Annotated in this window: 23 protein-coding genes; 13 read left to right on the top strand and 10 right to left on the bottom strand. The window is 47.6% G+C overall.

The window, feature by feature from the left end:
- Window positions 1-46: 46 nt before the first annotated feature.
- Window positions 47-238: a DUF5371 family protein gene (locus tag LPQ35_RS11115; protein ID WP_048093572.1), complete on the top strand. Its 192-nt coding sequence runs from the start codon at window positions 47-49 to the stop codon at window positions 236-238.
- Window positions 239-254: 16 nt separating this feature from the next.
- Here the strand turns inward: LPQ35_RS11115 and LPQ35_RS11110 are convergent, their stop codons facing one another.
- From LPQ35_RS11110 to LPQ35_RS11095, 4 genes are read right to left on the bottom strand one after another with little or no spacing between them, the layout of a single operon-like run.
- Window positions 255-1,337: an FAD-dependent oxidoreductase gene (locus LPQ35_RS11110; RefSeq protein ID WP_193806922.1), complete on the bottom strand. Its 1,083-nt coding sequence runs from the start codon at window positions 1,335-1,337 to the stop codon at window positions 255-257.
- Window positions 1,334-1,612 (bottom strand): (2Fe-2S)-binding protein, encoded by a 279-nt coding sequence (locus LPQ35_RS11105; RefSeq protein ID WP_048093574.1) that lies wholly within the window; start codon window positions 1,610-1,612, stop codon window positions 1,334-1,336. Before LPQ35_RS11105 ends, LPQ35_RS11110 begins: the two co-directional genes overlap by 4 nt.
- A gap of 5 nt (window positions 1,613-1,617) precedes the next feature.
- On the bottom strand, window positions 1,618-2,100 hold the full coding sequence (locus tag LPQ35_RS11100) for a 4Fe-4S binding protein (protein WP_048091082.1): 483 nt from the start codon (window positions 2,098-2,100) through the stop codon (window positions 1,618-1,620).
- A complete protein-coding gene (locus LPQ35_RS11095; protein WP_193806924.1) occupies window positions 2,097-3,671 on the bottom strand; it encodes an FAD-dependent oxidoreductase in 1,575 nt (524 codons plus the stop codon). The genes LPQ35_RS11100 and LPQ35_RS11095 overlap by 4 nt, the downstream gene beginning before the upstream one ends.
- 242 nt (window positions 3,672-3,913) lie before the next feature.
- Here LPQ35_RS11095 and LPQ35_RS11090 point away from each other — a divergent pair, with 242 nt between their 5' ends.
- The 3 genes from LPQ35_RS11090 to LPQ35_RS11080 are packed head-to-tail and all read left to right on the top strand — an operon-like array spanning window position 3,914 to window position 6,491.
- The gene (locus LPQ35_RS11090; RefSeq protein WP_193806926.1) at window positions 3,914-5,395 is read left to right on the top strand and encodes a homocysteine biosynthesis protein; all 1,482 of its coding nucleotides are present in this window, start codon (window positions 3,914-3,916) and stop codon (window positions 5,393-5,395) included.
- 5 nt (window positions 5,396-5,400) lie between these two features.
- Window positions 5,401-5,784 (top strand): 4Fe-4S binding protein, encoded by a 384-nt coding sequence (locus tag LPQ35_RS11085; protein ID WP_193806927.1) that lies wholly within the window; start codon window positions 5,401-5,403, stop codon window positions 5,782-5,784.
- The gene (locus tag LPQ35_RS11080; protein WP_193806928.1) at window positions 5,781-6,491 is read left to right on the top strand and encodes a UPF0280 family protein; all 711 of its coding nucleotides are present in this window, start codon (window positions 5,781-5,783) and stop codon (window positions 6,489-6,491) included. The genes LPQ35_RS11085 and LPQ35_RS11080 overlap by 4 nt, the downstream gene beginning before the upstream one ends.
- Here the strand turns inward: LPQ35_RS11080 and LPQ35_RS11075 are convergent, their stop codons facing one another.
- Entirely contained in the window at window positions 6,492-6,839 is a 348-nt protein-coding gene (locus LPQ35_RS11075; protein WP_193806929.1) for a response regulator, read from the bottom strand. It abuts the gene before it with no gap.
- A gap of 177 nt (window positions 6,840-7,016) precedes the next feature.
- Between LPQ35_RS11075 and LPQ35_RS11070 the strand changes: the two genes are divergently transcribed.
- Genes LPQ35_RS11070 through LPQ35_RS11060 form a run of 3 tightly spaced genes read left to right on the top strand, consistent with a single transcriptional unit; the run spans window position 7,017 to window position 9,308 of the window.
- Window positions 7,017-7,901 carry an energy-coupling factor ABC transporter permease gene (locus LPQ35_RS11070; RefSeq protein ID WP_193806930.1) on the top strand — a complete coding sequence of 295 codons (885 nt, stop codon included), beginning with the start codon at window positions 7,017-7,019 and terminating at the stop codon, window positions 7,899-7,901.
- Window positions 7,885-8,616, top strand: a complete 732-nt coding sequence (gene cbiQ / locus LPQ35_RS11065; RefSeq protein ID WP_193806932.1) for a cobalt ECF transporter T component CbiQ — start codon at window positions 7,885-7,887, stop codon at window positions 8,614-8,616. Before LPQ35_RS11070 ends, cbiQ begins: the two co-directional genes overlap by 17 nt.
- Window positions 8,598-9,308 carry an ATP-binding cassette domain-containing protein gene (locus LPQ35_RS11060; protein ID WP_193806934.1) on the top strand — a complete coding sequence of 237 codons (711 nt, stop codon included), beginning with the start codon at window positions 8,598-8,600 and terminating at the stop codon, window positions 9,306-9,308. The genes cbiQ and LPQ35_RS11060 overlap by 19 nt, the downstream gene beginning before the upstream one ends.
- Here the strand turns inward: LPQ35_RS11060 and truD are convergent.
- Both truD and LPQ35_RS11050 read right to left on the bottom strand, forming a co-directional pair.
- Complete coding sequence (gene truD / locus LPQ35_RS11055) at window positions 9,276-10,592, bottom strand: tRNA pseudouridine(13) synthase TruD (RefSeq protein ID WP_193806936.1); 1,317 nt, start codon at window positions 10,590-10,592, stop codon at window positions 9,276-9,278. The two genes, LPQ35_RS11060 and truD, sit on opposite strands and share 33 nt — an antisense overlap.
- The gene (locus LPQ35_RS11050) at window positions 10,558-12,045 is read right to left on the bottom strand and encodes a replication factor C large subunit (RefSeq protein WP_193806938.1); all 1,488 of its coding nucleotides are present in this window, start codon (window positions 12,043-12,045) and stop codon (window positions 10,558-10,560) included. The genes truD and LPQ35_RS11050 overlap by 35 nt, the downstream gene beginning before the upstream one ends.
- A 93-nt stretch (window positions 12,046-12,138) precedes the next feature.
- Between LPQ35_RS11050 and LPQ35_RS11045 the strand changes: the two genes are divergently transcribed.
- The 4 genes from LPQ35_RS11045 to LPQ35_RS11030 all read left to right on the top strand — a co-directional run bounded on the left by LPQ35_RS11045 (window position 12,139) and on the right by LPQ35_RS11030 (window position 17,313).
- The gene (locus LPQ35_RS11045) at window positions 12,139-12,510 is read left to right on the top strand and encodes a metalloregulator ArsR/SmtB family transcription factor (protein WP_193806940.1); all 372 of its coding nucleotides are present in this window, start codon (window positions 12,139-12,141) and stop codon (window positions 12,508-12,510) included.
- A complete protein-coding gene (locus LPQ35_RS11040) occupies window positions 12,507-14,570 on the top strand; it encodes a heavy metal translocating P-type ATPase (RefSeq protein ID WP_193806941.1) in 2,064 nt (687 codons plus the stop codon). Before LPQ35_RS11045 ends, LPQ35_RS11040 begins: the two co-directional genes overlap by 4 nt.
- A gap of 87 nt (window positions 14,571-14,657) precedes the next feature.
- A complete protein-coding gene (locus LPQ35_RS11035) occupies window positions 14,658-15,041 on the top strand; it encodes a metalloregulator ArsR/SmtB family transcription factor (RefSeq protein ID WP_193806942.1) in 384 nt (127 codons plus the stop codon).
- On the top strand, window positions 15,031-17,313 hold the full coding sequence (locus LPQ35_RS11030; protein WP_193806943.1) for a DEAD/DEAH box helicase: 2,283 nt from the start codon (window positions 15,031-15,033) through the stop codon (window positions 17,311-17,313). Before LPQ35_RS11035 ends, LPQ35_RS11030 begins: the two co-directional genes overlap by 11 nt.
- A gap of 24 nt (window positions 17,314-17,337) precedes the next feature.
- Here the strand turns inward: LPQ35_RS11030 and LPQ35_RS11025 are convergent, their stop codons facing one another.
- From LPQ35_RS11025 to LPQ35_RS11015, 3 genes are all read right to left on the bottom strand, one after another.
- Entirely contained in the window at window positions 17,338-19,317 is a 1,980-nt protein-coding gene (locus LPQ35_RS11025) for a heterodisulfide reductase-related iron-sulfur binding cluster (RefSeq protein ID WP_193806944.1), read from the bottom strand.
- Window positions 19,318-19,468: 151 nt separating this feature from the next.
- Window positions 19,469-19,849 carry a 30S ribosomal protein S8e gene (locus LPQ35_RS11020; RefSeq protein WP_048091109.1) on the bottom strand — a complete coding sequence of 127 codons (381 nt, stop codon included), beginning with the start codon at window positions 19,847-19,849 and terminating at the stop codon, window positions 19,469-19,471.
- 64 nt (window positions 19,850-19,913) lie between these two features.
- On the bottom strand, window positions 19,914-21,182 hold the full coding sequence (locus tag LPQ35_RS11015; RefSeq protein ID WP_193806945.1) for a DUF22 domain-containing protein: 1,269 nt from the start codon (window positions 21,180-21,182) through the stop codon (window positions 19,914-19,916).
- A 208-nt stretch (window positions 21,183-21,390) separates the two neighbouring features.
- On the opposite strand from LPQ35_RS11015, the gene LPQ35_RS11010 reads away from it, so the two are divergent.
- Complete coding sequence (locus LPQ35_RS11010; RefSeq protein WP_193806946.1) at window positions 21,391-21,783, top strand: cytochrome c maturation protein CcmE; 393 nt, start codon at window positions 21,391-21,393, stop codon at window positions 21,781-21,783.
- Entirely contained in the window at window positions 21,780-23,651 is a 1,872-nt protein-coding gene (locus LPQ35_RS11005) for a cytochrome c biogenesis protein CcsA (protein WP_193806947.1), read from the top strand. Before LPQ35_RS11010 ends, LPQ35_RS11005 begins: the two co-directional genes overlap by 4 nt.
- Window position 23,652: the final 1 nt, after the last annotated feature.

The following is a 23,652-nucleotide window of genomic DNA, read 5'->3' as shown; positions in this document are numbered from 1 at the left end:
AAACTTATATACAACAATGCACATTATCATCATTAGGTGATTGATGATGGTGAAGATTATTCATGCCCAGACCGTCTTACCAGAGGATGTGCTTGAAGAGTTGAAAAGGAAGACTGGAGAGCTCGCAACAAAAGATGCCCTTGCAAAGGCTGTTGAGCATTACCTGATGTGTCCGTACACACACGAAGAACCTATCGGGAAGAGGCTTGAAGAAGTCATCAAAAAGAAAAGAAAGTGAGATTCACTCCTTATTTTTAAAATCTCCGCGGGCTGAACTCTTTCAGGTTTGGATTGTCTCCCTTGACTATCAGCTTTGCAAGTTCTCTTCCAAGTGCTGGAGCAACTATCATTCCCGTGTGCTTTCCCAGACCATTTGCCTGAACGAATCCATCCACTTCAGTAAATCCAACCACTGGCAAACCGTCTTTGCCCTCGTCGTACACTCCGGCCCACTGCCTCAGCATTGCAAGGCCTTTGAGCTTTGGAATGAGCTGTGTTGCCCTTTTTGCATACCTTGCTGCGAATTCGAGGGTGCTGTCGGTGCTGATCTCCTCCACTTCTCTGCCGGTTATCCCACCGACTATCTCTCCCCTTGCTGACTGGCTCAGGTAAACTCCGTAGGTTATATCGTAGAGGTACGGGTCCAGATATGGTTTGATGCTCTCGGTTACGCAAATCTCCTCTTTCAGGATTTTGTTCTCAAGCTTTACACCTGCCTTCTCGCTTACCTTATTGCTCCATGCACCAGCAGCGTTCACAACTATATCTGCTTTGTAGAACTCTCCTCCTGCCCTGACGCCTTTGACTCCACCCTCAACCACGATTTCATCCACAGCGGTCTGATCCTTTATCTCCACGCCGTTCTCTCTGCAGCCCTTGGCAAGGCCCCATACTACAGGCCAGGGGAATATAACACCCGATTCACTGCAGTAGGATGCCAGTACTATTGAGTCAGTGTTCAGGTCAGGCACAAGTTCCTTGACTTCTGAAGGCTCAATTATCCTTGACTTAACTCCAAGCTCGTTCTGGACTCTTACGTCCCTTTTAAGTTTTTCAGCATCCGAATCACTTGCAGCAACCTTTACATATCCGTCCTTTCTAAATAGGAAGTTGAAATCCACTTCAGCAGGTAGCTTATCGTAAAGCTCCAGGCTTTTAAGAGCGAAGGGTATCAGCTCCTTCTTATCGATCATCGGCGTTATTCCACCGGAATTCCTACCGCTTGCACCATAGAGGAGGTACTTCTGCTCGAAAACGGTGACCTCAGCTCCAAGTTTGGCCAGATAGTATGCGGTTGAAAGACCCATCACACCGGCACCGATAATCGCCACTCTCATTCTGATTCACCACCTTCTGACAGGACGTACAGCGGGACCGGGTTTACGGGTGGTCTCTGTGTGGTTACGCCAATCTCTTCAGGACTTTTTCCTGTCTTCTGTGAGAGTATCCTTATGATGTGCATGAGACAGCCCTTACCCTGACAGGCTCCGGTGGTGGCACCGGTATACCTCTTCAGGCTTTCGAGGTTATCGTATCCTTCCTCAATTGCGTGAATAATTTCCTCCTCAGTCAGATCCTCACATCTGCAAACAATCTTTCTTTCCTTGACCATGTTTTTCACCTCTTTCTGACCGCTCTAACCTCATAAATCAGATCCTTATTCATTTCAATTGTTACAAGCTGTGTTCTATCATTTCTTTCGGGATTCAGTGCCCATGTGACTGTTCCTTCTCCAACTTCTTCGCCCTTCCTGTTGTACAGCTTCACCCTGTCTCCCTTCTGCAGCCAGGGAAGGAACTCGTACTGGATTGTGACATACCCCTTGCCGTCCTTTATCTGAAGCATGAAAATGGCAAGTCCCGGACAAACCCTTATGCATGCCATGCAGCCGGTACATTTCTCGTAATCGAGCTTTGGAGGATCGTTAATGTTGTCCATCTGAATCGCATCGAATCTGCATGATTCGTAGCAGGGTGAACACGGGATCGGCTGGACACATTCAATGTATGCAACAGGCTTACCAGATGTCAGTCTTTCCTCGGGAGGAAATGGTGGAAGATCTTCTCTTTCAAGATAACCTCTTTCGAGATAGTTGCTCATAACGACACCTCCTTTTCAAGGGTGCATTTTTCAAGTCCGTGACATATTCTTTCACCGAACGGACCGGCTCTGAACGCTTCAATATCCTTTACCGCCTCTTCAAGCTCTTTCTTTACGTCCTCTCCTCCGTAACCAAGGGACATCGCAGCATGCAGGCCCGCAATCCGGCCCTCCATGATGGCAGCCGTGGCCTCCTCTATACCGGCAACGTCTCCCGCAACGTAGATACCCTCAACACTGGTCTCGTTGTACTTTGTTCTAAGGGGCACAAGCCCTCCGAGTTCTGGAACAAACTTCATCTGAGCCTTCACATGATACAGAAGTTCATGAGCTGGAGAAAGACCAACTGCGACGCAGATGAAGTCCACATCGAACTTTTTCTCTGTTCCAGGAACCGGCTGCCACCTGTCGTCAAGCTGCGCCACCACTGCACCCTCAACTCTCTTGTTTCCAACCGCTCTGACTATCGTGTGTCTGGTGTAAATCGGGACCCCAAGCCTCCTAACCTTTGCTGCATGGACAAAATATCCTCCAACTCTCGGCATCGCCTCGACTATCGCCGCTACATCCACTCCTGCCTGAAGAAGCTGGTATGTGAGAATCAGACCAACGTTTCCGGAACCGATTATGAGGCCCCTTTCACCCGGTTTTATTCCATAAACGTTCATGAGCGTCTGGACACCACCAGCGCCATACACTCCGGGCAGATCATTGTTTTCGAAAATAAGCGTTCTCTCATACGCTCCCGTAGCTATAACGATTTTCTTGGCCTTCACTCTTAGCAGTTTTCTGTCCTTTTCAACAGCCGCAACCTCGTTACCATACACGCCGAAAACCTTGGTTTCCTTTCTGACCTCTACGTTATCGTAGCTCAGCAATTCCTCTTCAAGAATCTTGGCAATCTTTATACCCCTCGTTCCGGCTCTTTCCTTTGCACTGCCGAAGAACCTGTGGGTCTGTTTAACAAGCTGGCCTCCCAGGAATGGATTTTCGTCCATCACGATGACCCTGGCACCGTATTTTCCGGCATGAATTGCGGCACTCATTCCACCTGGACCGCCACCTATGACTGCCACATCTGTTTCGATTATTTCATATTCTGCATCAACGTCCGGAACAGACTTGGGCGGGTTTCCAAAACCGGCAAGCTTTCTCATCTGCTTGGTTGCAAACTCTCTGAGCTTGGCTGATCTGTTAAACTTCTTGTAATGAGATCCGTGCGGAAATACAGTGTCTATAATCTTATCGAAAATTGCGAGGGCATCATTTTCGGCATCCGGAATGCTGTTCTGGGTTCTTATCTGCATGCCGTCTTTAACGTAAATCTTGCAGGTTCTGACGTTCGGAACGCCGTTAACTTCCATCATGCACTGGGAACATTTTCCAATAGCACAGAAGAATCCCCTCGGCCTGTGGAATCTGAAGGATCTGCTGAAAACCCTTACACCGGCGGCGTAAAGAGCGGCAGCGACCGATTCACCCTCATAGGCTTTCACCGGTTTTCCGTTGAAATAGATTGTAACCTCCTTTCCCCTCTTAAAATCAACAATCGGGTGGGATTCGAGCCTCATTGTTTCACCTCACGTAAAATTATGACTTTTCGAGAACTGTTCTATATTTAACCTTTCCGAAAAAAGATTTTTAGAGTCCGATCAATTTTCCAGGAAAAATCATTTAGTTGACCAATTACAAAGCCCGGTCGAGCCCAGGTTTCAAAGCAATCGGATGAAGACATGCGTTCATATTAGTTCCAGTAATATTAGCTGAGCCGATAATTCGATAGGTTTATATAACACAGATTTCACCTCTAAGCGTGAAAACAGTTGATGAAATCAATCAGAAAATTGTTGAGGGTTCTGCAAACGTTGTGACTGCCATAGAAATGAAAGAGATTGTTCAGGAACTTGGGCCGGAGAAGGCTGCAAAGGAAGTTGACGTTGTAACCACGGGAACCTTCGGAGCAATGTGTTCTTCCGGAGTGTTCTTCAATTTCGGGCACTCAGACCCTCCGATAAAAATGCAGAAAGTCTGGCTGAATGATGTTGAGGCTTACACTGGAGTGGCTGCCGTTGATGCGTACCTCGGAGTTACGCAGCTTTCAGAGACTCTCGGGATGGAATACGGTGGTGGCCACGTTATTGAGGACCTGCTTAGGGGGAAGGAAGTTGAGCTTAGAGCTACAGCTTACGGCACTGACTGCTATCCGAGAAAGGAAATTGTAACCGAAATAAGCCTTGAGGATGTTAATCAGGCAATCATGGTCAATCCAAGAAATGCATATCAGAGATACAGGGCGGCCACAAACTCCTCAGAGAGGATTCTCAAGACCTACATGGGCACATTGCTTCCAGATTTTGGAAACGTTACCTATGCCGGTGTTGGTGAACTCTCCCCCATGAACAATGATCCGGAATACAGGACGATAGGTGTTGGCACGCGAATATTCCTCGGCGGTGCTAAAGGATACGTTACTGGTGAGGGAACGCAGCACGCACCCCCATTCGGAACGCTCATGGTGCAGGGTAACCTGAAAGAGATGAGCGCTGAGTACATGAGGGCTGCCACATTTCCTGGCTATGGAACAACACTTTTCGTCGGTATGGGCATTCCGATACCGATCCTGGATGCAGAGATGGCAAAAGCAACGGCAGTGCGGGATGAGGACATTGAAACGGTAATTATCGACTTCGGGGTTCCGAGAAGAGACAGGCCTGTAATCAGAAAGGTAACCTATGCAGAGCTTAAGAGTGGAAAGGTTGAGATAAACGGGGAAGAGGTGAGGGTTTCACCACTGTCAAGCTATTACATGGCAAGGAAGATCGCAGAAGAACTGAAACGGATGATTGAAAGGGGAGAATTCCTGCTGTCAATGCCTGTGGAAAGGATACCGGCGAGGGAAGTTTTCAGGCCGATGAGACAGAAGGAGGTAAAGGTGGTCAAGAGCGTGATGAGCGCCCCCGCCATAACCGTAACCCCCGACACTTCAATAACCGATGCCTCAAAAACGCTCATTGAGAAGGGAATTAATCACCTTCCGGTCGTTGATTCATCAGGAAAGCTTGTGGGTATCGTTACGAGCTGGGACATAGCTAAAGCTGTTGCAGGAGGGAGGTCGGGACGTGTCGGGGAGATAATGACCAGGAAGGTCATCACGGCATCACCTGACGAGCCAGTCGAGGTTGCTGCCAGAAAAATGGAGTCAAAGAGGATTTCCGCACTGCCAGTGGTTGATGCGAAGGGCAGGGTTATTGGCATTGTAAGCAGCGAGGATCTCAGCAAGCTGCTTGCGAGGTGATTGTGATGATGCTCGAATTAATCTACGATTCTTCAGTTGTAAAGGAGCCGATACTTGTTGAGGTTGCTCTCGAGGAAAAGGTGCTGATGAACATCATTGAAGCTGAAGTCGGAGCCAGAGAGGGCAGAATAGTTATTGAAATTGATGATGTACTGGCTGAAAACATAATTTCGAGGTTCGAGGATCGTGGGGTTGAGGTTCGCAGACTTGTCAGGGGTATTGAAATGAGCGAGGCGTGCGTCGATTGCGGAGCATGCATAAGTGTTTGCCCGGTCAGTGTGTTTTACAAGGATTCAGATGAAAGGGTCGTTGCAGACCCGGAAAAATGCGTGAGATGCAGGATATGCATAGGAGTATGCCCGCTAAAGGCTCTGAGCCTTCCAGAATGAATTACAGACGATATCATTTCAGGTTCAAGCAGACGATTACAACAATACTGGCAAGGGACGACGAAACGTACAGAAAAGCAGTTGCGGGCATGATGTATGCGAGAGAGAAAATTGAGGAACACATAGCCCTGAATCCCATTTTTTTAACATCCCTCGAACCTCTCGATTGCTGCGGGGAAGTTGTGGGGAGGATGTGTGCCGCCTCAAGGGTGGCAGGAGTGGGACCAATGGCGGCGGTTGCCGCGACAGTTGCCTGGTATGGTGTTGAGCGGGCAGATTCTGACTTTATTGTGATAGATAACGGCGGAGATATCGTTATCAAAAATGACGAGAGCATCACGATTGGAATTTATGCGGGAAACAGGACATCCGTAGGATTTGAGATAGAGGGTGACGGGAGGATGAAGTCAGTATGCACATCCAGCGGTAAAATTGGACCGTCAATAAGTTTTGGATTTGCCGATGCTGCAACAGTATTTTCCGACAATCCTGCGGTAGCTGATGCCTTTGCAACTGCGCTTGGGAACCGGATAAAGGATGATCACGGTAAAAGAGAGATATCTGAAGTTCTTGAAGAGTTCTGGAAAAGTGCAAAAAAATACGTGGATGGCGCTCTGGTCATAAAGGACGATGTTCTCGCATATGTTGGAGAGATTCCGGAACTGAAAACGGTAAAAATAGAACCCGATCTGATCACCAAGGGGTAATCAGATGTATTTCTGAAGAATTTCGACAAGTTCCTTTCTCCTGAAGGGTTTTCCAAGAACCTCGTTGGCACCCGCATCCATCAGCTCCTCCTTTCTCTGTTCTGCGTAGGCTGTGAGTGCCACGATAACAACCTGAGAATCGATCTTTCTGATCTCCTTTATGGCCTCGACTCCGTTAACAACGGGCATCATTAGGTCCATTATGACAAAATCCGGTCTGAATACTCTGAATTTCTCGAGAGCCTCTCGCCCATCCCTTGCAGTTATTATCTTGAACCTGCCAGACAGCATTATTGTGAGAATCCCTCTGATGGCATTTTCGTCATCAACTACAAGCACCGATTTCATTCGTTCACCTTTCAGTACGATTTTAATATTTCCTGGCTTGATAAGTATTTTTGTTTTGCTGTTGAAATATCTTGTGCAGTCCGGTATGGGTAAAATATGCGTGTAAAGGGAAAAACTTATAATCTGTTGTTAAGAAAAACCAAATCAGTAACAACAATTAAATATGGGGGTGGTTGGTTGCACATACCGGATGGGTTTCTGACACTGAACCTCGCACTGACGATGTGGGCGCTGAGCATCGCTGTGCTGGGGTATTCCATCAAGAAGGTAAGGGAAAATGGTGTGAACACGGCTATGCTTGGTGTGGTTTCGGCAGGAATTTTTGCGGCTCAGATGCTCAACTGGCCTATTCCTGGCGGAACCTCTGCACACTTTGTGGGTGGTGCGCTGGCCGGGATTCTTCTGGGGCCGTATGCTGGAAGTATAGCCATGGCCTCGGTTCTGATAATACAGGCTCTGATTTACGGTGACGGCGGTTTGATTGCGCTTGGAGCAAACCTCTGGAACATGGCGGTCGTGAATGTTTTTGTGGGATACTACTTGTACAGGCTCCTGTCGAACACCAACAGAAATCTTGCTGCATTCGTGGCCGGATGGCTCGGCATAACTCTGGCCGCAGCTTTCGCAGGAATTGAACTCGGTCTGTCGTCGGATTTCAAGTACAACATCTTCATCACGACATCTGCCATGGGGTTGTGGCACGGCGTTCTGGGCATAATTGAGGGAATAATCACGGCGGGAATAGTTTCATACGTACATTCGAGCAGATCAGACCTTGGAACCGAGACGAAGGTCAGTAAAAAGGCGCTGACCGTCATTGCATTGATGATACTTGTATCACCAGTGTTTGCATATCTCGCCGAGCTTGTGAACTACTCTGAACCGCTCGAAAACGTTGCACATCAGCTCGGAATTGAAGAGAACCAGGAATACAGCGGTATTCTTCCCGACTACACTGTGCCGGGACTGAACGACTACCTCGGAACCCTGATTTCGGGACTGGTCGGAGTGGGTATTTTTATATCTCTGGCGATGATGAGAAGACATGCATCTGCTGATTGAGAAAACACTTAAGCATGCAGCAGAATATTTTCAAAATTTTTTCATACACGAATACACAAGGAAGAGCTACCTTCACAATGTCCACCCTGCCGTAAAGCTTGCTGGGACGGCTGTCTTAATTCTACTCTCGATAACAACTTTCGATCCAAAAAAGCTGATGCTCACAATAGTCGCCATAATGCTGCTTGCATTCAACACCGGACTGGGCTTAAAGGAGCTGGTAAAGAGGAGTTACCTCTTCACTGTGTTCTCGTTTATAATCGTGCTTCCGGTATCGATCAGCGAGCGGGACCTCCACTATGCTGTGATTTTTCCGCTCAGGGTGTTTTCCGCAATCCTTGCAATTCAGATGCTGATCATGACAACAAAGCTGAACGAAATCGTTTATGCGATGAAGCGGCTGAAACTTCCTGACGTGCTTTCCGACACGATCTGGCTGACGTACAGATACACCACGGTAATGTTCAGGGATTTGCTGAACATAATGCTTGCAAGAGAGGCGAGGAGACTGACAAAGAGCAACCATTCAGAAGTGCTGAAAAAAGGGGGGGAGATGCTCGGTCTTTACTTCCTGAGGAGTTTTGAAAAAGCCGAAAAGATAGAAATGGCCATGAGAGTGAGGGGAAAACATGCATCATTTTCAAAAAGATATGATCCAGGTTATTTCTACATTGCATATCTTGCCGGGGTGAGCGCATGGTGGCTGATGCTGTGATTGACGCGAGGGATATATCCTACACGTATCCGGACGGGACCTTAGGATTCAACAGACTCTCTCTTGCAGTAAAAAGGGGAGAGAGGGTGGCAGTGCTCGGTCCGAACGGATGTGGAAAGTCCACACTGCTGATGGTTCTTTCAGGTTTGCTGAAGCCGGACACGGGAAAAGTCCTCCTTGAGGGCAGAAACATATTTGAGGAAATTGAGACCCTCAGAAGAAAAATCGGCTTTGTGTTTCAGGATCCGGATATTTTCCTTTTCAATCCTTCGGTCAGCGACGAGCTGAGTTATTCACTCTATCAGCTTGAACTTGATGATGACGAGATAAGAAAAAGAATCGATGAATTTGCAAAGATATTTGACCTCGAAAGGATTATGGAAAAACCTCCGTTCAGATTGAGCGGTGGGGAAAAGAAGAGGGTGGAGATAGCGAGCGTTCTGATATACCGGCCTGAAATTCTTTTCCTGGATGAGCCGACAGCCAATGTCGATGGAAAGACGAGGAGGAAGATGATAGAGATCCTTAAAAACTATGACGGCACCATGGTATTTTCAACCCATGAAATCGATCTCGTGGAAAGACTTGCAGAGAGGGTCGTGATAATGGATCTGGGAAAGAGGATTGTTTACGATGGCACCAGAGATGTTCTCGGTGATTCAGCCTTTCTGGAGGAAATAGGGATACTCTGACTTCATGAATTCCCTGAGGAACGATGTTGCAAAACACCCCTTAGGCAGGAAAAACTCAAAGATAAGTTTCGATTCGCCGATATCTATCTTCAGGTTCTCGAAGTCGAACGGGATCTCGGCAACCCTGTAGGATCCCCTGGATGAAAACTCCGGATAGTCCCCCCTGAAGTCCTCAAGCCCCACACCCTCTTTTTCAAGCAATTCTGCAAGCTTTTCCCCACACCACCCCTCAGGCTGAGTTTCATATCCTGGAAGGGGCAGGGAGAGGAATGCGAATCCATTTTGCAGCAGGAAACTCACCCTTCTGATGTTGAACTCCATAACCCTTGAAAACTCCTCCCTGTTCAGAACGAATCCGTTCTCATTTTTCCGGTAATCTGCCCAGTCTCCGTCTCCCACATCTCTGAGGCTCCCGAATTCCTCAATTCTGCTGGAGAGAAGATGGTTGAAAAGGTAGGACTGGTATGCATGAACGAACATGAGCTTGAGATTTTTTGGCAGGGATAGCAAAGCTTTAAGCTCACTACCAGTTTCAATCAGCTTTTGAAGCAGTGATCGCTCGTACACGAGGAATTTCGGCAGCTCTCTGATTCCTGTGGCTGGATCTCTTTCGTTCCAGAGGTCCTCCCTTATTTTTCTCAGATCGTCATCTTCAAGATCTGACGGTTTCGCCACATAGGTCCAGAAAGCCGCCTCATACTCTCTCCTGATGATGTGTCTTCCGACTTCATGAGTGATGAGCCTCATCGTTCCGAACCTCTGCAGCCCAAAAAAGTTTGGTATTCCTTTGCTCTGCAGCTCCTCTTTTATTTCGTCTATCCTGCTGGTGTTGTCCACATCGTCGATAACGATTCTGAACTCGTTTCCCGTGAGATCTCCGAGTTTTACGGGTCTGTCAGAGAATCCGACGACCTCCACCTCTGCATCTTTTATTTTCAGGCCTGATAACCTTTCGACAATTTTTTCGTCGGGTTTTGAGATGGAAAAATACTGCACGGTGAGGGCCTTTTTGTCCTTGGTTCCGGCGAACTCTATCCTCTTCCTGCTTATGTGAAGAATGTTGGACAGCACTCTCACAAAATTCAGGGTATCCCAGTTTTTCTTCCTGACTTTTATGATCAGGTATCTGCCGCTCTCTCCGGTTTTTATGTTTATGATTTCCCTTACCTCAAAATTCTCTTCCCGCTCCTTTATCTTTCCTCCAATGCCGGGAAGAGATGTGATGTAACCCCTGATGCCGGCCAGTTCTTCAATCCTCTCCAAAGAAAGCGTCGAGCGTGACATGCTTCACTCCTTCTCTCTTCTTCCCCTGTTTTTTAACACCCTCGTCTACCTTATCCGTTTCTTCTGTTTCTGTTTCGGCAATTTCGGTTTTGCTTTCAACCTCATCCTGCAAACCCCTCAGACCGTATTTTTCGTCCTGTCCTCCAAATCCGGAAAGGAAAGTTTCGTCCTCAATCCTGTGGAGTTTGTGTTCGACAACGAAACGATGTATCTCTTCGGCTTTCTTGCCGTCTGTCATGAATTCAAGCTCTTCTTTTGAGAAATCATAAAATGCTGCAATGTATGCACACCTTTCAACGTCGAGTGTATTGAGGAGGGTTTTGAGGAATGGATATATCTCTACGGCCTTCCTGGCGGACATGTGTGAGTACTTCCCTATCTTTTTCAAAATCTTTCTGTACGTCTCTCTTTTCGACTTGGTGTATGCAAGCTTTCTGAAAATTGATGGTGGGCGGTAGCGGGTGAATCCCCTTTTCGCCTCAGGCTTTACATTCTGCACACCTGTGGTCATGAGGTATGTTGCATATTTCCATAGCCTGTAGAACTGTCTCCTTCTGACCCTGCCGAGAAATACGTCGGCATGGGCCAGAACCCTGTACCCCTTGTACAGCAGCTCGTCTTCATATTCGAGGGGCATGTTCTCCTCGACCCATACTATCAGGTCTTCGGGACTCTGGTCCAGAAGCATTGCATCCCCGTGTGCGGGGAGCTTTGTCTTGAAAATCTTCTGGAGGACCTTGAAAACATCGGTTTCCTGGGTTCTTTTTGCGATGACCACGTCTTCAGGCCTCAGAACCTTTTTACCCTCTGCAATTGCCTGGAGGTCGTTTACCGCAGCTCTCAAATCCCCCCCAGCATTCTCGGCAATGAGCGTTAAAACCTCCCTGTCGCACTTCACACCTTCCTGCTCGCAGATCTTCTCCAGAATTCTGGCAATCTGGTTTTTGTTCAGCCTCTTGAAATTAATCATTACAACGTTTTTTCTCAGTTCCTGGGACAGGGCGTAGGGATCGTTTGCGATGAGTATTATCGGCTGAGGAGGTGTTTTCCTGATAATTCTTAGCAGTGCGGATTCGCCACCAAAATCCTCTTTTCTGTGTATGTTATCCACCTCATCCAGAATGATGAGCTTTAATTTACCCCTTTTTGAGCTAAGAAACTCACCCTCATCGCTGATGGTCTCGTTAAACGCACCCTCTCCGACGATCCTCGATATGATGTTCCAGCTCCTCTGATCACTCGCATTGAGTTCAACGGCTTCCCATCCCATTGTGTTTGCAAGAGCCAGCGCTAAGGATGTCTTTCCAACTCCGGGAGGCCCTGCAAGGAGCAAAGGTTTCTGTCTCACTCCTTTTTTCCACCCTTCAGCCCAGGTGAGAACGTTTTTAATCACTGTTTTGTCTGCAACAACGTCTTCGATGGTTTTAGGTCTGTATTTCTCAACCCACAACATTCATCCAAAATTGCTTCATGAGATATAATAAGGGTTTGGTCTCTCCGGAAATACTCCGGAAAATTTATATGATATTTGAGCAATTGTTCAAATATGGAAAAGAAAGCTCCTGTGTGTGAGGGTGGGAAAACTGGAGAATACCTGGACAGAGTGGTTTCGTCCCTTCCTGCAGACGATATGGTTATTGAACTTGCCGAATTCCTTGAAGCTTTCGCCGATTCCACAAGAATAAAAATTCTGATTGCTCTTTCAAAACACGAACTGTGCACGTGTGATCTGTCTGCCATAACAGGACTTTCAGTTTCTGCAGTTTCTCATCAGCTGAGGGTTTTGAGGGATAAAAAACTCGTGAAGTATCGCAGAGAGGGGAGGAACGTGTATTACAGCCTGGATGATGAGCATGTTGCGAACATCCTGAGAATTGCCATTGAGCATGTTGCAGAGGGTATGGAGGTGAGTCCTTGAAGAGATACAGGCTCAAAAATCTGGACTGTGCAAGCTGTGCTGCCAAAATCGAAGAGGAGCTGAAAAAAGAGGGATTTGATTACGTGATGGTGAACTTTGCAACGAAAGAAATGATGGTGGATGGTGATGCTGAAAAGGCAAAGGAGATCGTCAAAAGGGTTGAGCCTGACATAGAAGTTGTAGATGCTGACGAGCACCAGCACAACGATGGCGAAAACGCTCTGAATCGGCTCTACTTCATAGTCCCGTCTCTTGTGCTTTTCGGTATCGGAATCGTGCTCAGGTATTACTACGACCTCGACAATAACTTTGTTTTCGGGATATTTGTGGTCAGCTACCTGCTGGTTGGCTGGAAAATCCTCAGAAATGCCGCTGTCAACTCGATCAGAGGTAACGTTTTTGACGAGAACTTTCTCATAGCTATTGCCACCCTCGGAGCGTTTGCCATCAGGGAGTATCCTGAGGCTGTTGGTGTGATGCTGTTTTACGTGGTCGGTGAGTTTTTCCAGGACCTTGCAGTGAACAGGTCAAGACGTTCCATAAAATCCCTGCTTGCCCTGAAGGCTGAATATGCAAACCTGGTTAGGGGTGCCGGAGTAATCCAGGTGAAGCCAGAGGACCTCAGGGCGGGGGATGTGATTCTCATAAAACCCGGAGAGAGGGTGCCTGTTGACGGCGTTGTCCTGGAAGGCGAATCAACAGTGGATACGTCAGCACTGACAGGAGAGAGCATTCCGAGGGGTGTTAGGGCCGGGGATGAAATTCTCTCAGGGATGCTGAATCTCAGCGGCGTTCTCAAGGTGAAGGTTACCAAAGAGCTTCGGGAATCCACGATATCGAGGGTGCTGGAGCTCGTTGAAAACGCATCGGCCAGAAAGGCAAAGACTGAAAAGTTCATCACAAGATTTGCCAGGTATTACACCCCGGCGGTTGTGGGACTTGCTGTGCTCATAGCTGTGATTCCACCGCTCGTCTTCGGGGATCCGTTTTCCAAATGGATATACCGGGCTCTGGTGCTTCTCGTGATATCGTGCCCCTGTGCCCTCGTCCTGTCCATACCTCTCGGATACTTTGGAGGTATTGGCAGAGCTGCCAAGGACGGAATACTGGTCAAGGGTTCAAACTTCCTGGATGCTTTGAGCAAATCCACGATAGTTGCCTTCGATAAGACCGGAACACTGACCAAGGGTGTGTTCAGGGTTACGAGAATTGAGACCAGAAACGGATTTACGGAAGAGGAGATAGTCAGGTTTGCAGCTCTTGCAGAGGCGCATTCGAACCATCCAATTGCAAGGGCAATAATCGAAGCGTTCGGTAAAGAGATCAATGAAGCTGAGATTGTGGAATATGAGGAGATTGCCGGGCATGGTGTGAGGGCGAGAATTGATGGCACTGAGGTGATGGTTGGAAACGACAGGCTCCTTCACAGGTTCAGCATTGAGCATGACACCTGCCGGGTTGGCGGGACTGTTGCACACGTCATTGTAAACGGAACCTATGCGGGATACCTGGTCATCTCGGATGAGGTAAAGGAAGATGCGGCACGTGCTGTCCGGGAACTCAAACAGCTTGGAGTCAAAAAGGTGGTGATGGTTACCGGGGACAGCAGGGAAGTTGCAGCTGAAGTTGCCAGGGAGATAGGTCTGGATGATTATTATGCAGAGCTTCTGCCGGAGGACAAGGTGAAAGTAATTGAAGAGCTTGAAAAACTAAAGGCACCTGACGACAGGATTGTTTTCGTCGGCGATGGCATAAATGATGCGCCAGTGCTTGCGAGAGCCGATGTGGGCGTTGCGATGGGTGCGCTCGGCAGTGATGCGGCCATAGAAACGGCTGACGTTGTCATAATGGACGATAAGCCGTCAAAACTTCCCAAGGGCATCAGAACCGCAAGGAAAACGAGGAAGATTGTGTGGCAGAACATTGTTCTTGCTCTCGGCGTGAAGCTGGCGTTCATAGGTCTGGGAATTGCCGGAAGTGCAACGATGTGGGAAGCTGTCTTTGCGGACGTTGGCGTTGCCCTCATCGCGGTTCTGAACGCGATGAGGATTTTGAGGTAAATTTTTTGACTCATTTTTCATTATGTTTTTTGCATCCATTTGCATTAACTGCGTTAATTTTATAAGTTTACAATAGTTGTAACAAACATGCCCTATGAATTTGATTACTCAGAATTCAAAAGAAAGAAGCTTGAGGATAAGGACGAGGCATATGACTACTACTGCAAGTGTGATTATGAGGGGACCCTGGAGCTTTACACGGATGAAGAGCTGAGAGAGCATTCGAACTTCCTGAAAGTTCTTGGAAACCCTCTGAGACTTCAGATACTGAAGATTTTATCACATGTCGACATGTGTGTCTGTGCAATTTCGGAAATTCTCGGCCAGCAGCAAACGCTCGTCAGCCACCATCTGAGCAAGCTGAAGTCTGCCAGGATAGTTGAGGAAAGGCAGAACGGAAAGTACAGAATATATTCAATCAAGGACAAAAGAGTAAAACAGATACTCGCAGTGCTTGCTGATGGAAGCTAACGAATACTTCTGCCCCAAATGTGGAAGGCTCAAAAGCAGGTGTGTATGCACAAAAAAGAGTGTAAGGCAGAGAAATCTTGAGATATTTGAGAAATTCTGCCAGGATGGGGAATTAAAACCCCTTTTTACCACTGACTGTGAGGTAGTTCTTTTCAGAAGATTTTCCGGGAATTACAGGCCTGATGCGGAGCTGGACAGACTCGATATTTCAGAAAATCTGAAAAAAGCTCTTGAACTCAGAGGAATTGAAAAACTTTTCAGATTTCAGTACGAGGCGATTGAAAGGATACTGGCTGGCAGGGATGTAATAATCACGGCCCCCACCGGAACCGGAAAAACAGAGGCATTTCTGATTCCGCTCATTGAAAGAATAGCCAGTGACGGTGGCAAGGCCATGGTGATTTACCCAACAAAGGCTCTCATCAGGGACCAGCTCGAGAAGGCGAGATACTATGCAGGGTCAATGAGTCTCACTGTTGCGGATTTCCACGGCGACTCGGACAGGGTGAGCAGGAGGCTCGTTCTTGCTGGTGATGCAGACATAATCCTGACCAATCCTGACATGATTGACTATCATTTGAGAAACACCCCTGCATTCCGGAGATTTGTTGAGCGTGTCAAAATTATGGTTTTCGACGAACTGCACAGCTATTCGGGATATTTTGGGTCTAATATATACTGGCTTGTGAAAAGAATAGAGCGGTTCTGCAATCCCCAGATAATTGCAAGTTCGGCGACCATAGACAATCCCGGTGAGTTCGGGAAAATCCTTTTCGAGAGAGATTTTGAGGTAATTTCTGAGAACGTGAGGACTGGTGAGCTGAATTTCATAATGTTTTATGGCAACTTCTACAGAACTGTGGTGGAGATTCTGAGGAGGCTGAAGGACAGAAAGGTACTCATATTCGGCAACAGTTACAGGAGCGTTGAGACCCTTGCATGGATTCTGGAAAGAGAGGGCCTAAGGGCATACGTTCACAAATCTGGACTGCCTGCTGATCTGAAAAGGAGGATAGAGTCAGACTTCAGAACTGGCAGGATAAGAGTGCTGGTGTCAACATCCACGCTCGAGCTCGGCATAGACATCGGCGATGTTGATGTTGTGATCAGTGAGCCTGTCCCGTTTTCGAACTTCCTGCAGAGAATTGGGAGAGCCGGCAGAAGGAGGAAAGGTACGGGGATACTGATACTCAGGGAAGAAGATACGATATCCAACTACTACAGAAAAAATCCTGAGGAATACTTCAGGGAAAAAGCACTCTGTTATGCTGAACGGGACAACGAGCTGGTTAAGGAACATCACATACTTTCAATGGCCATGGAAATGCCCCTTACGAGGGATGAGATCGATGATCCGGTTGTTGACAGAATGGTGGAAAACGGATTGCTCATTGATGGAGGCGGTTTTCTTTTCTCAGGCGATGTGAAGCGTGACTTCAGCCTCAGAGGTGCTGGAAAGTCTGTGAAGATATACCATGGAGAGAGATTCATTGGAGAACGAGTTCTTCCCATTGCTGTTAGGGAACTTCACCCTGGCGGTGTCTTCATTCACAACAGGAAGAAATACCGTGTTCTCGAGCTGAATCTGGCAAATCTTGAGGCGTATGTGGAGGAGTTTGACGATGTGCTGATCACAACCCCCATGTATTCAGCTACCCCTCGGCTTATACGGACTCTCGAAAGCACTTCTGAGCCAATTGATGCCCATTACTGCGACCTTGAGGTTACAATATTCGTAACCGGCTACATTCTGAAGAATCCCTATGACGACAGCAAAAAGACCGTCAGGTATCTTGAGAAACCGGTTAGCTATTCCTTCCGAACAAAGGGATTCCTGTTTGCTGCACCGTTTCCGGAAAAAATGGATTACGAGGATTATTATGCGGGCTCTTTTCACGCTCTTGAGCATGTGCTTATAGATGCGAGTGACGCAATCACAGGCGGAGGAAGCAGCAATCTCGGAGGAGTCTCTACACCGGATGGTTTTATTTTCGTCTATGATGCGAGCGAAGGTGGTAATGGGGTGAGCAAGCTGCTGTTTTCGAGACTTGGGAGGGCAATGGAGATTTCCCTTAGTGTCCTTGAGAACTGTGAATGTGGAAGAGTGGACGGATGTCCGAAATGCACGTACAGCTACCAGTGCGGTAACAACAATCAACCGCTTAACAGGTTCGGTGCCATAGATGCAATAAGAAAAGTTCTTTCGGGAGTTAAAAGAAAGCCTGACATTTCTGTTTTTGAGGAGGTCAGGGATTTTGTTTACTACCCGTGATTCGAAAATTAAAAATAGAGGGGTTTACTGCTCTTCCTCTTCAGGCCCGAAAGCGGACTCGTACACAAGCTCAATCACGTCCATCACTGCCATCCTCTCGTCCAGCTTCTCCATTTTAACTCCATCTTCAAGCATTATCATGCAGAACGGGCATGCGACGGCGAGAACCTCTGCGCCAGTCTCTCCCGCCTCTCTTGCTCTTATGTTGTTGGGCCTGTCGTCTCCCGGATACTCTCTGACGAGGTTACCACCCCCACCACCGCAGCAGAATGCCTTCTCTCTGTTCCTTTCCATTTCAACAAGCTCGAGTCCCGGAATTGACTTCAGGATCTCCCTTGGCAGTTCGTACATGCCGTTATATCTTCCGAGGTAGCACGGATCGTGGAAGGTAACCCGTTTGTTCACCGGATGTCTCAGCTTCAGCCTGCCTTCCTTTATGGCATCGTGTATTATTTCGAGAATGAACTTCGCCTCCACGTTTTCATACTCGTTCCTGAATGTGTTGTAACAGTGTGGTGAGGTGGCAAAGAGCTTCTCAACACCGTATTTCTCAAATGCGGCCACGTTCTCTTCTTTTAGCACCTGGAAGAGACCCTCTTCTCCGACCCTCCTCACGTCGTTTCCACAGCAACCCTCTTCCCTACCGAGTATGGCATAGCTGACTCCTATCTCGTTGAGAATTCTTACAAGCTTCTTTGCAACAACCTTGTTCCTGTTGTCGAAGGCATGTCCGCAGCCAACCCACCATAGCCATTCGAATTCAGCATCCTTCGTTCTCGGAACATCGAGATCTTTGGCCCAGGCATCTCTCTTGTATTTCGCCTCTCCCCACGGGTTCTTCTGCTTCTGGACGTTTGTCAGGAAGTCTCTGATGTCTGGTGGTGCTTCTCCGCTCTCTACAATGCCCCTCCTCATCTCGCCTATGATTTCCATCTGCTCGATGTAGATAGGACACATCTCCATGCAGGCTCTGCATGTTGTGCACGCCCACACTGCCTCCATGTCGAGAACATTATCGAGAAGCAGAACATCCTCCTTCTTGGGCCTGCCGAGCATGTCGAAGTTATCGTTGAGTGTCTTTCTGAGGTTCTGCATCAGAAACATTGGCGAGAGTGTCGTGCCTGAGCTGGCAGCCGGACACATGTCCTGGCATCTCCCGCACCTCATGCAAGCCAGGCTTGAGAGGATGTCTCTCCACTGCAGGTCTCCTGGCTCTATCGCTCCCATGTACTCCTCGTCTTCGACAGTCCTTGCGGCAGCACCCCTTTCACTTCTGGTCAGAATGTTGAGCGGTGCTGCAATAACATGTGCGAGCTTTGTATAGGGTATGAGGGCTATGAAAAGCAGTGCGAGCAGTGAGTGAACACTCCAGAGCGTTCTGTATAGCCCCAGATCGTAGGGAAGGAGCTTTGCAATAGCCTCTCCTATAATAGCAGTGTAGGCGGGTGTACCACTTGCAATCCTTATTGCCTCAACAGCAAATCCCAGAACGGTTATCGTGAGCAGGAGCAGAAGTACGGCACCATCATCCTTTGCGTAGGGCCATGCCTTTGAAAATCTGCTCGGCTTTGTGGAATATCTGTTTACAATGGCGATGATCAGTCCAAACAGGAGAGCAAGACCCGCAAGGTCCATCAGTGCTTCGTGAATAAGATAGAATGTTCCCCTGAAGAAGGACGAGTTTATATCCGCCGCTACTGTCAGGATAAGCGTCCCTATGGTGAGCACTATGAAACCCCACAGTATCAGGATGTGCATCAGACCCATCTGGGATTCTCTGATGTACAGTCTGACGAACAGGAATCCGTCTCTTAAGGTGTACCAGATTCTTTTTCCGAGGTTATCGAGTCTGTCCTCATCGTTTCTGGCGATTTTGAGTATCCTGTACCACCTGTATACTCCCACCAGAAAGATCAGCGTTGCAATCAGAAACAGTGTGTAATGGATGTAATAAGGCAGTGATTTCCCGATTCCCCAGAGCAGTTCTCTTGTTGGAGCCTCCAAAACAATCACCTCCAGCCAATTCACCAAACCGGAAATTTACTGAATGGTGTTTGAACAAATATTAATAATTTTCTCTTTAAATCTGGTTTGGAGGCAGGAAAAGGGAATATTTTTAAAAAAGGCAGAATTTGTAAGGATTTTTAATAAAAAATTATTCCTCAACAAGAACAGCGTTTATAACACCATCCTGGCCGGGTCTGCTGGTGATTACTGCTTTGCCCACTGACGTTTCGATTACCGCACCCTTTGTAAGCACGTTCCTTCTGGCGAAGTGGATGTGGGCCTTGTTTTCCAGAACCCTCTTTATTTCTGCCTTGACGACCTTTTTCTCTGCCGGAATGTAAACGTTCGCATATCTGTCCTTGTATATCCTTATCTTGCAGTTACCTCCTCTGACCCTTATCTTCTTGATTTTTCTCTCTCCTATCAGCGCTTCAACATATTCTCTTCCAAGTTCATACTTTCTCTTCTTCCTGAACCTCTTGTACAGCTTTCCCGTGTATTTTCTCTTACTTCTACCCTGAAAGATCACAGTGACACCTCCTGATGCTCTGGATAGGCAGGTCTATTTAAATATTTTATCCTTGCCCCGTCAATCAGCCATATTTCCTCACAAACAGTTCGGGAGAGGTTAGGGGCGTTATCTGATACTGCATCAGAACACCAATCATATCTCCTCTGAGGATCTCACCATCGTATGGCGATATTATTATTGCCGAATCGACAACTCTGTCCTCCTCGACGAACCTCTGGGCTTCAAGCTCCACATCTATTGTTATCCCGTAAGCGTGCCCCCTTCCGCCCATTGGTTGAATAACTGAACCGGCTGGAATGTCTATCTTTTCGAGCAGAATTCTTTCAGGCCTGTTGGCCCGAATGGTCTTGGTTTCTGCACTTATAATTGGTTTCAGGTACCCTATGCTGCTTCTCCTGAACAGGAACGGTGTGTGTTCGAATTCGATTCTTCTAAGGCCGCTGTTCGCCCTGACCACCACATTGCCCCTGACCTTTTCGTTCAGGAATGGGACGACCTTATCGAACATCTCACCTATGGACACCGTGTACAGGTTCAGGACACCTATGACGTCTCCCTTCCTGATTTCGCCCCCTTCTGCGGGAAGGAAATACACGCCGGTAATGAGCTTTCTCTCCTCAATCCTTCTGGGCCTTCCCGGAGAGTAAACGTCGATTATAGTCCCCAGAGGATGTCGGTGACCGTATAATGGCACGGGGATTGTGTTTTTCGGTATCTCCACCGGCCTGATTTTTATCATCCTGCCGTTGCCGGGTTCAAGCGAGACATCCTCATCTGAGACGAGCATTCTCCATTCCCCGATGTGCCATCTTGAATACCAGGGTTCCTCAATGGTGACTCTCTTCCTGTAAACGAGATCTCCTTCCTTGTACACAACACTGCCCTGAATTTTTTCGAGCTTTGGTCTGGTCTCGGGTGGCTTCAGGTACTCAATTTTTTCCATGCTTCCGACATTAATTGGATAAACCTTTATGACTCCTATGATGTCGCCCGGCTCAATCTCTCCATAATCTATTCCGTAAAAGTATGCGTATCTGATTCTCCTGACTTCCTCAATTTTTCTGATTTCGTCAGTGAGAACATCAATGGTCGTTCCGTAAGCATGTCTGAAAATTGACAGTGGCGCAATGGTGCTTTTCTGAGGAAGCTCTATTTCTTTAATCCTGATGACTTCGAGCCTGTCCTTTCTCACGATTTTTGATTCATCTGCAATGATCGTTTTCCAGTAAGCGTGACCTGCGCTTTTAAAAATGGCGTTTTTGAAAGAGATTTCCTTCCGCCCAATCTCTCTGCTTTCGGGGTTTTTCAGAGTGGCGACTGAGGCTCTCATGAGAATTTCTTAACAATTAAACATTAAAAATTTTTCGTTAATGCCCCGGTAAAAGTTAATAAAGTGCAGCAGCCTGAGATGTTCCGGCAATGATGAAAGGGCCCCGCTGAATGGTGATGAGGGTCTTGAGTGCTGAGCCGCAATGAACCATAATTAACAATTTATCCGGATGGAAAAAGTTTTTAATTTGCCCGATCAGAGAATTATCATGGTCAAATCGAACCAGATAAGGCTCATGATTGGAATTTCGCTGATAGGTTTTTCCATCCTCGTGGTTTTTGCGTTCAACCAGGGCATAAGTCCGTACCTGACCGTCAGCGAAGTTGTCAGCAGAGGAACTGCTGAGAACGTGCAGGTAAATGGAACGGTAGTCCAGTACTCCCTTGTGGAGTACGAGAACGGAACAAAAACATTCAGACTGACGGATGGAAAGAATGAGATTCTGGTTGTGTACAATGGCTCGCTTCAGTATTTCCCGGGTGAGGATGTTATCCAGGCGGTTGTGAAGGGCGATTACAGGAACGGGGTCTTTTATGCAGAGGACGTCCTGATGAAATGTCCGAGCAAATATGAGGTGGATGACAGCAAACTGAAGAGGTGACGAGTCTGGATCCGGGCTACCTGCTTCTCATTCTCGCTTTTTTTGTTAGTCTCTATTCGACATACACATTTATTCTTGCGGTACGAGCAAAAGGTAAGAAGGCTGCCAGTATTGCAAGAAAAGGAGAGCAGGCAACTTATCTGTACACGTTCATTATTGTTCTTGCGTACCTGCTTTTAACATACTATTTTCTGGTAAGAGATTTCGATGTCCAGTATGTTTACTATTACTCCGACAGCCATCTGAATCTCACCTACACGATAAGTGCAGTATGGGCAGGCAGAGAAGGCTCTCTCCTCCTGTGGGCTTTTTTCCTGTCAATTCTGAATGTTGTGTTCCTGAGGGTTGAGAAAAAAGATGCCCTCTCTGCACTGGCTCTTTCAATTTCCTCTGCAACCGTATCATTTTTCGTTCTGGTTATGCTGACATTCTCCAACCCCTTCCAGAGGTTCGGTGTCAATCCGGGTGAGGGTTACGGATTGAATCCATTGCTGAGAACTCCTGAAATGGCACTTCACCCGCCCACAGTATTTCTCGGCTATGCTGCTGCAACTCTGCCATTTGCTCTTGCCGTCAGCTCTGTTTACCTCAAACAGGAAGGCTGGCACCTGAGAGCGAGATTGTGGGCTCTGGTATCCTGGATCTTTCTTTCAGTCGGGATATTCCTTGGTGCGTGGTGGGCTTACAAGACCCTCAGATGGGGTGGGTTCTGGGCATGGGACCCGGTTGAAAATGCATCTCTGCTACCGTGGCTAACAATCACTGCCCTTCTTCATGGAATAATGAGAAACAGAAGTTTCAAAAGCTGGAATTACTGGCTGGCGTACGTTTCCTTCGCCCTCGTAGTATTTGCCACATTCATCACGAGGAGCGGTATCATCGAAAGTGTGCATGCCTTTGGCGAGAATCCTGAAGGCTGGCTATACCTGATCCTGATAGCAATTGCAGGGATGGTCTCGGCGTACCTGTTTTCCACAAGAAAAGATGTTTTTCGCTCAGAACAGTATTCGACATTTTCAAGAGATTTTGCGATTTTTCTGAACATGCTCATACTAATCCTGTCCACCGCGACAGTACTGATTGGAACCGTGGCTCCAACTCTTGTTTCAGGAATCTCTGTCGGGAGAGGTTACTATGACAGGGTTGAGACCCCTCTCGCCATTCTGCTGACAGTTCTCCTCGGTGTGTGCATTTCCATAGGCTGGCGTGCCAGCAGAGAAAATACTCTCAGGCTGCTGAAGATTTCAGCCCCAGCTGGAGTGATTGTATTTGCCCTGACACAAATACTTGCGGGCATGTTTTACGTCTCTCTTGCTGCAGGTATAGGTGCATTCTCGCTCGTGAACCACCTCATGACCTTCAAACCCTCAGACCTCAGAAATGCAAGGAAGGCCGGAGGCTACATCGTCCACATAGGAATCATACTCATCGCCATCGGAGTTGCAGGGGCGTGGATGTATGATGAGGTGCATCAGAATGTGAGGGTGGGTATCCAGGATAAGGCAAAAATTGACACCAGGTTTGGAGACATCACCCTTGAGATCACGGATGCGAAGCAAATGGACTACCAAGACAGGTCCGAACTCATAATAACGCTGAACGTGTATGAAAACGGTGTTCTGAAGGGAACTGTAACCCCAACTATTACCCAGTACAACCTTCTCAGACAGGACAGGGTGATATATTCGGTGTCGATACTCTCTGACTACTTCAAGGACATCTATATTGCCATCGGGGGCATTTCCATGGACTCTGCGTTTTTTGAGGTGCATGTAATCCCGCTCGTATCTCTGGTCTGGCTGGGTTCGGTTCTCGTTATAGCGGGAGGAGTGGTTTCAGTGGTAATGAACCCGCCGAGGAGAGAATGAC

The sequence above is a fragment of the Geoglobus acetivorans genome, from assembly GCF_039641995.1.
GTDB lineage: Archaea > Halobacteriota > Archaeoglobi > Archaeoglobales > Archaeoglobaceae > Geoglobus > Geoglobus acetivorans.
The sequence above is the reverse complement of the archived record's forward strand: the minus strand, read 5'-3'. Positions and strand labels throughout refer to the sequence as shown.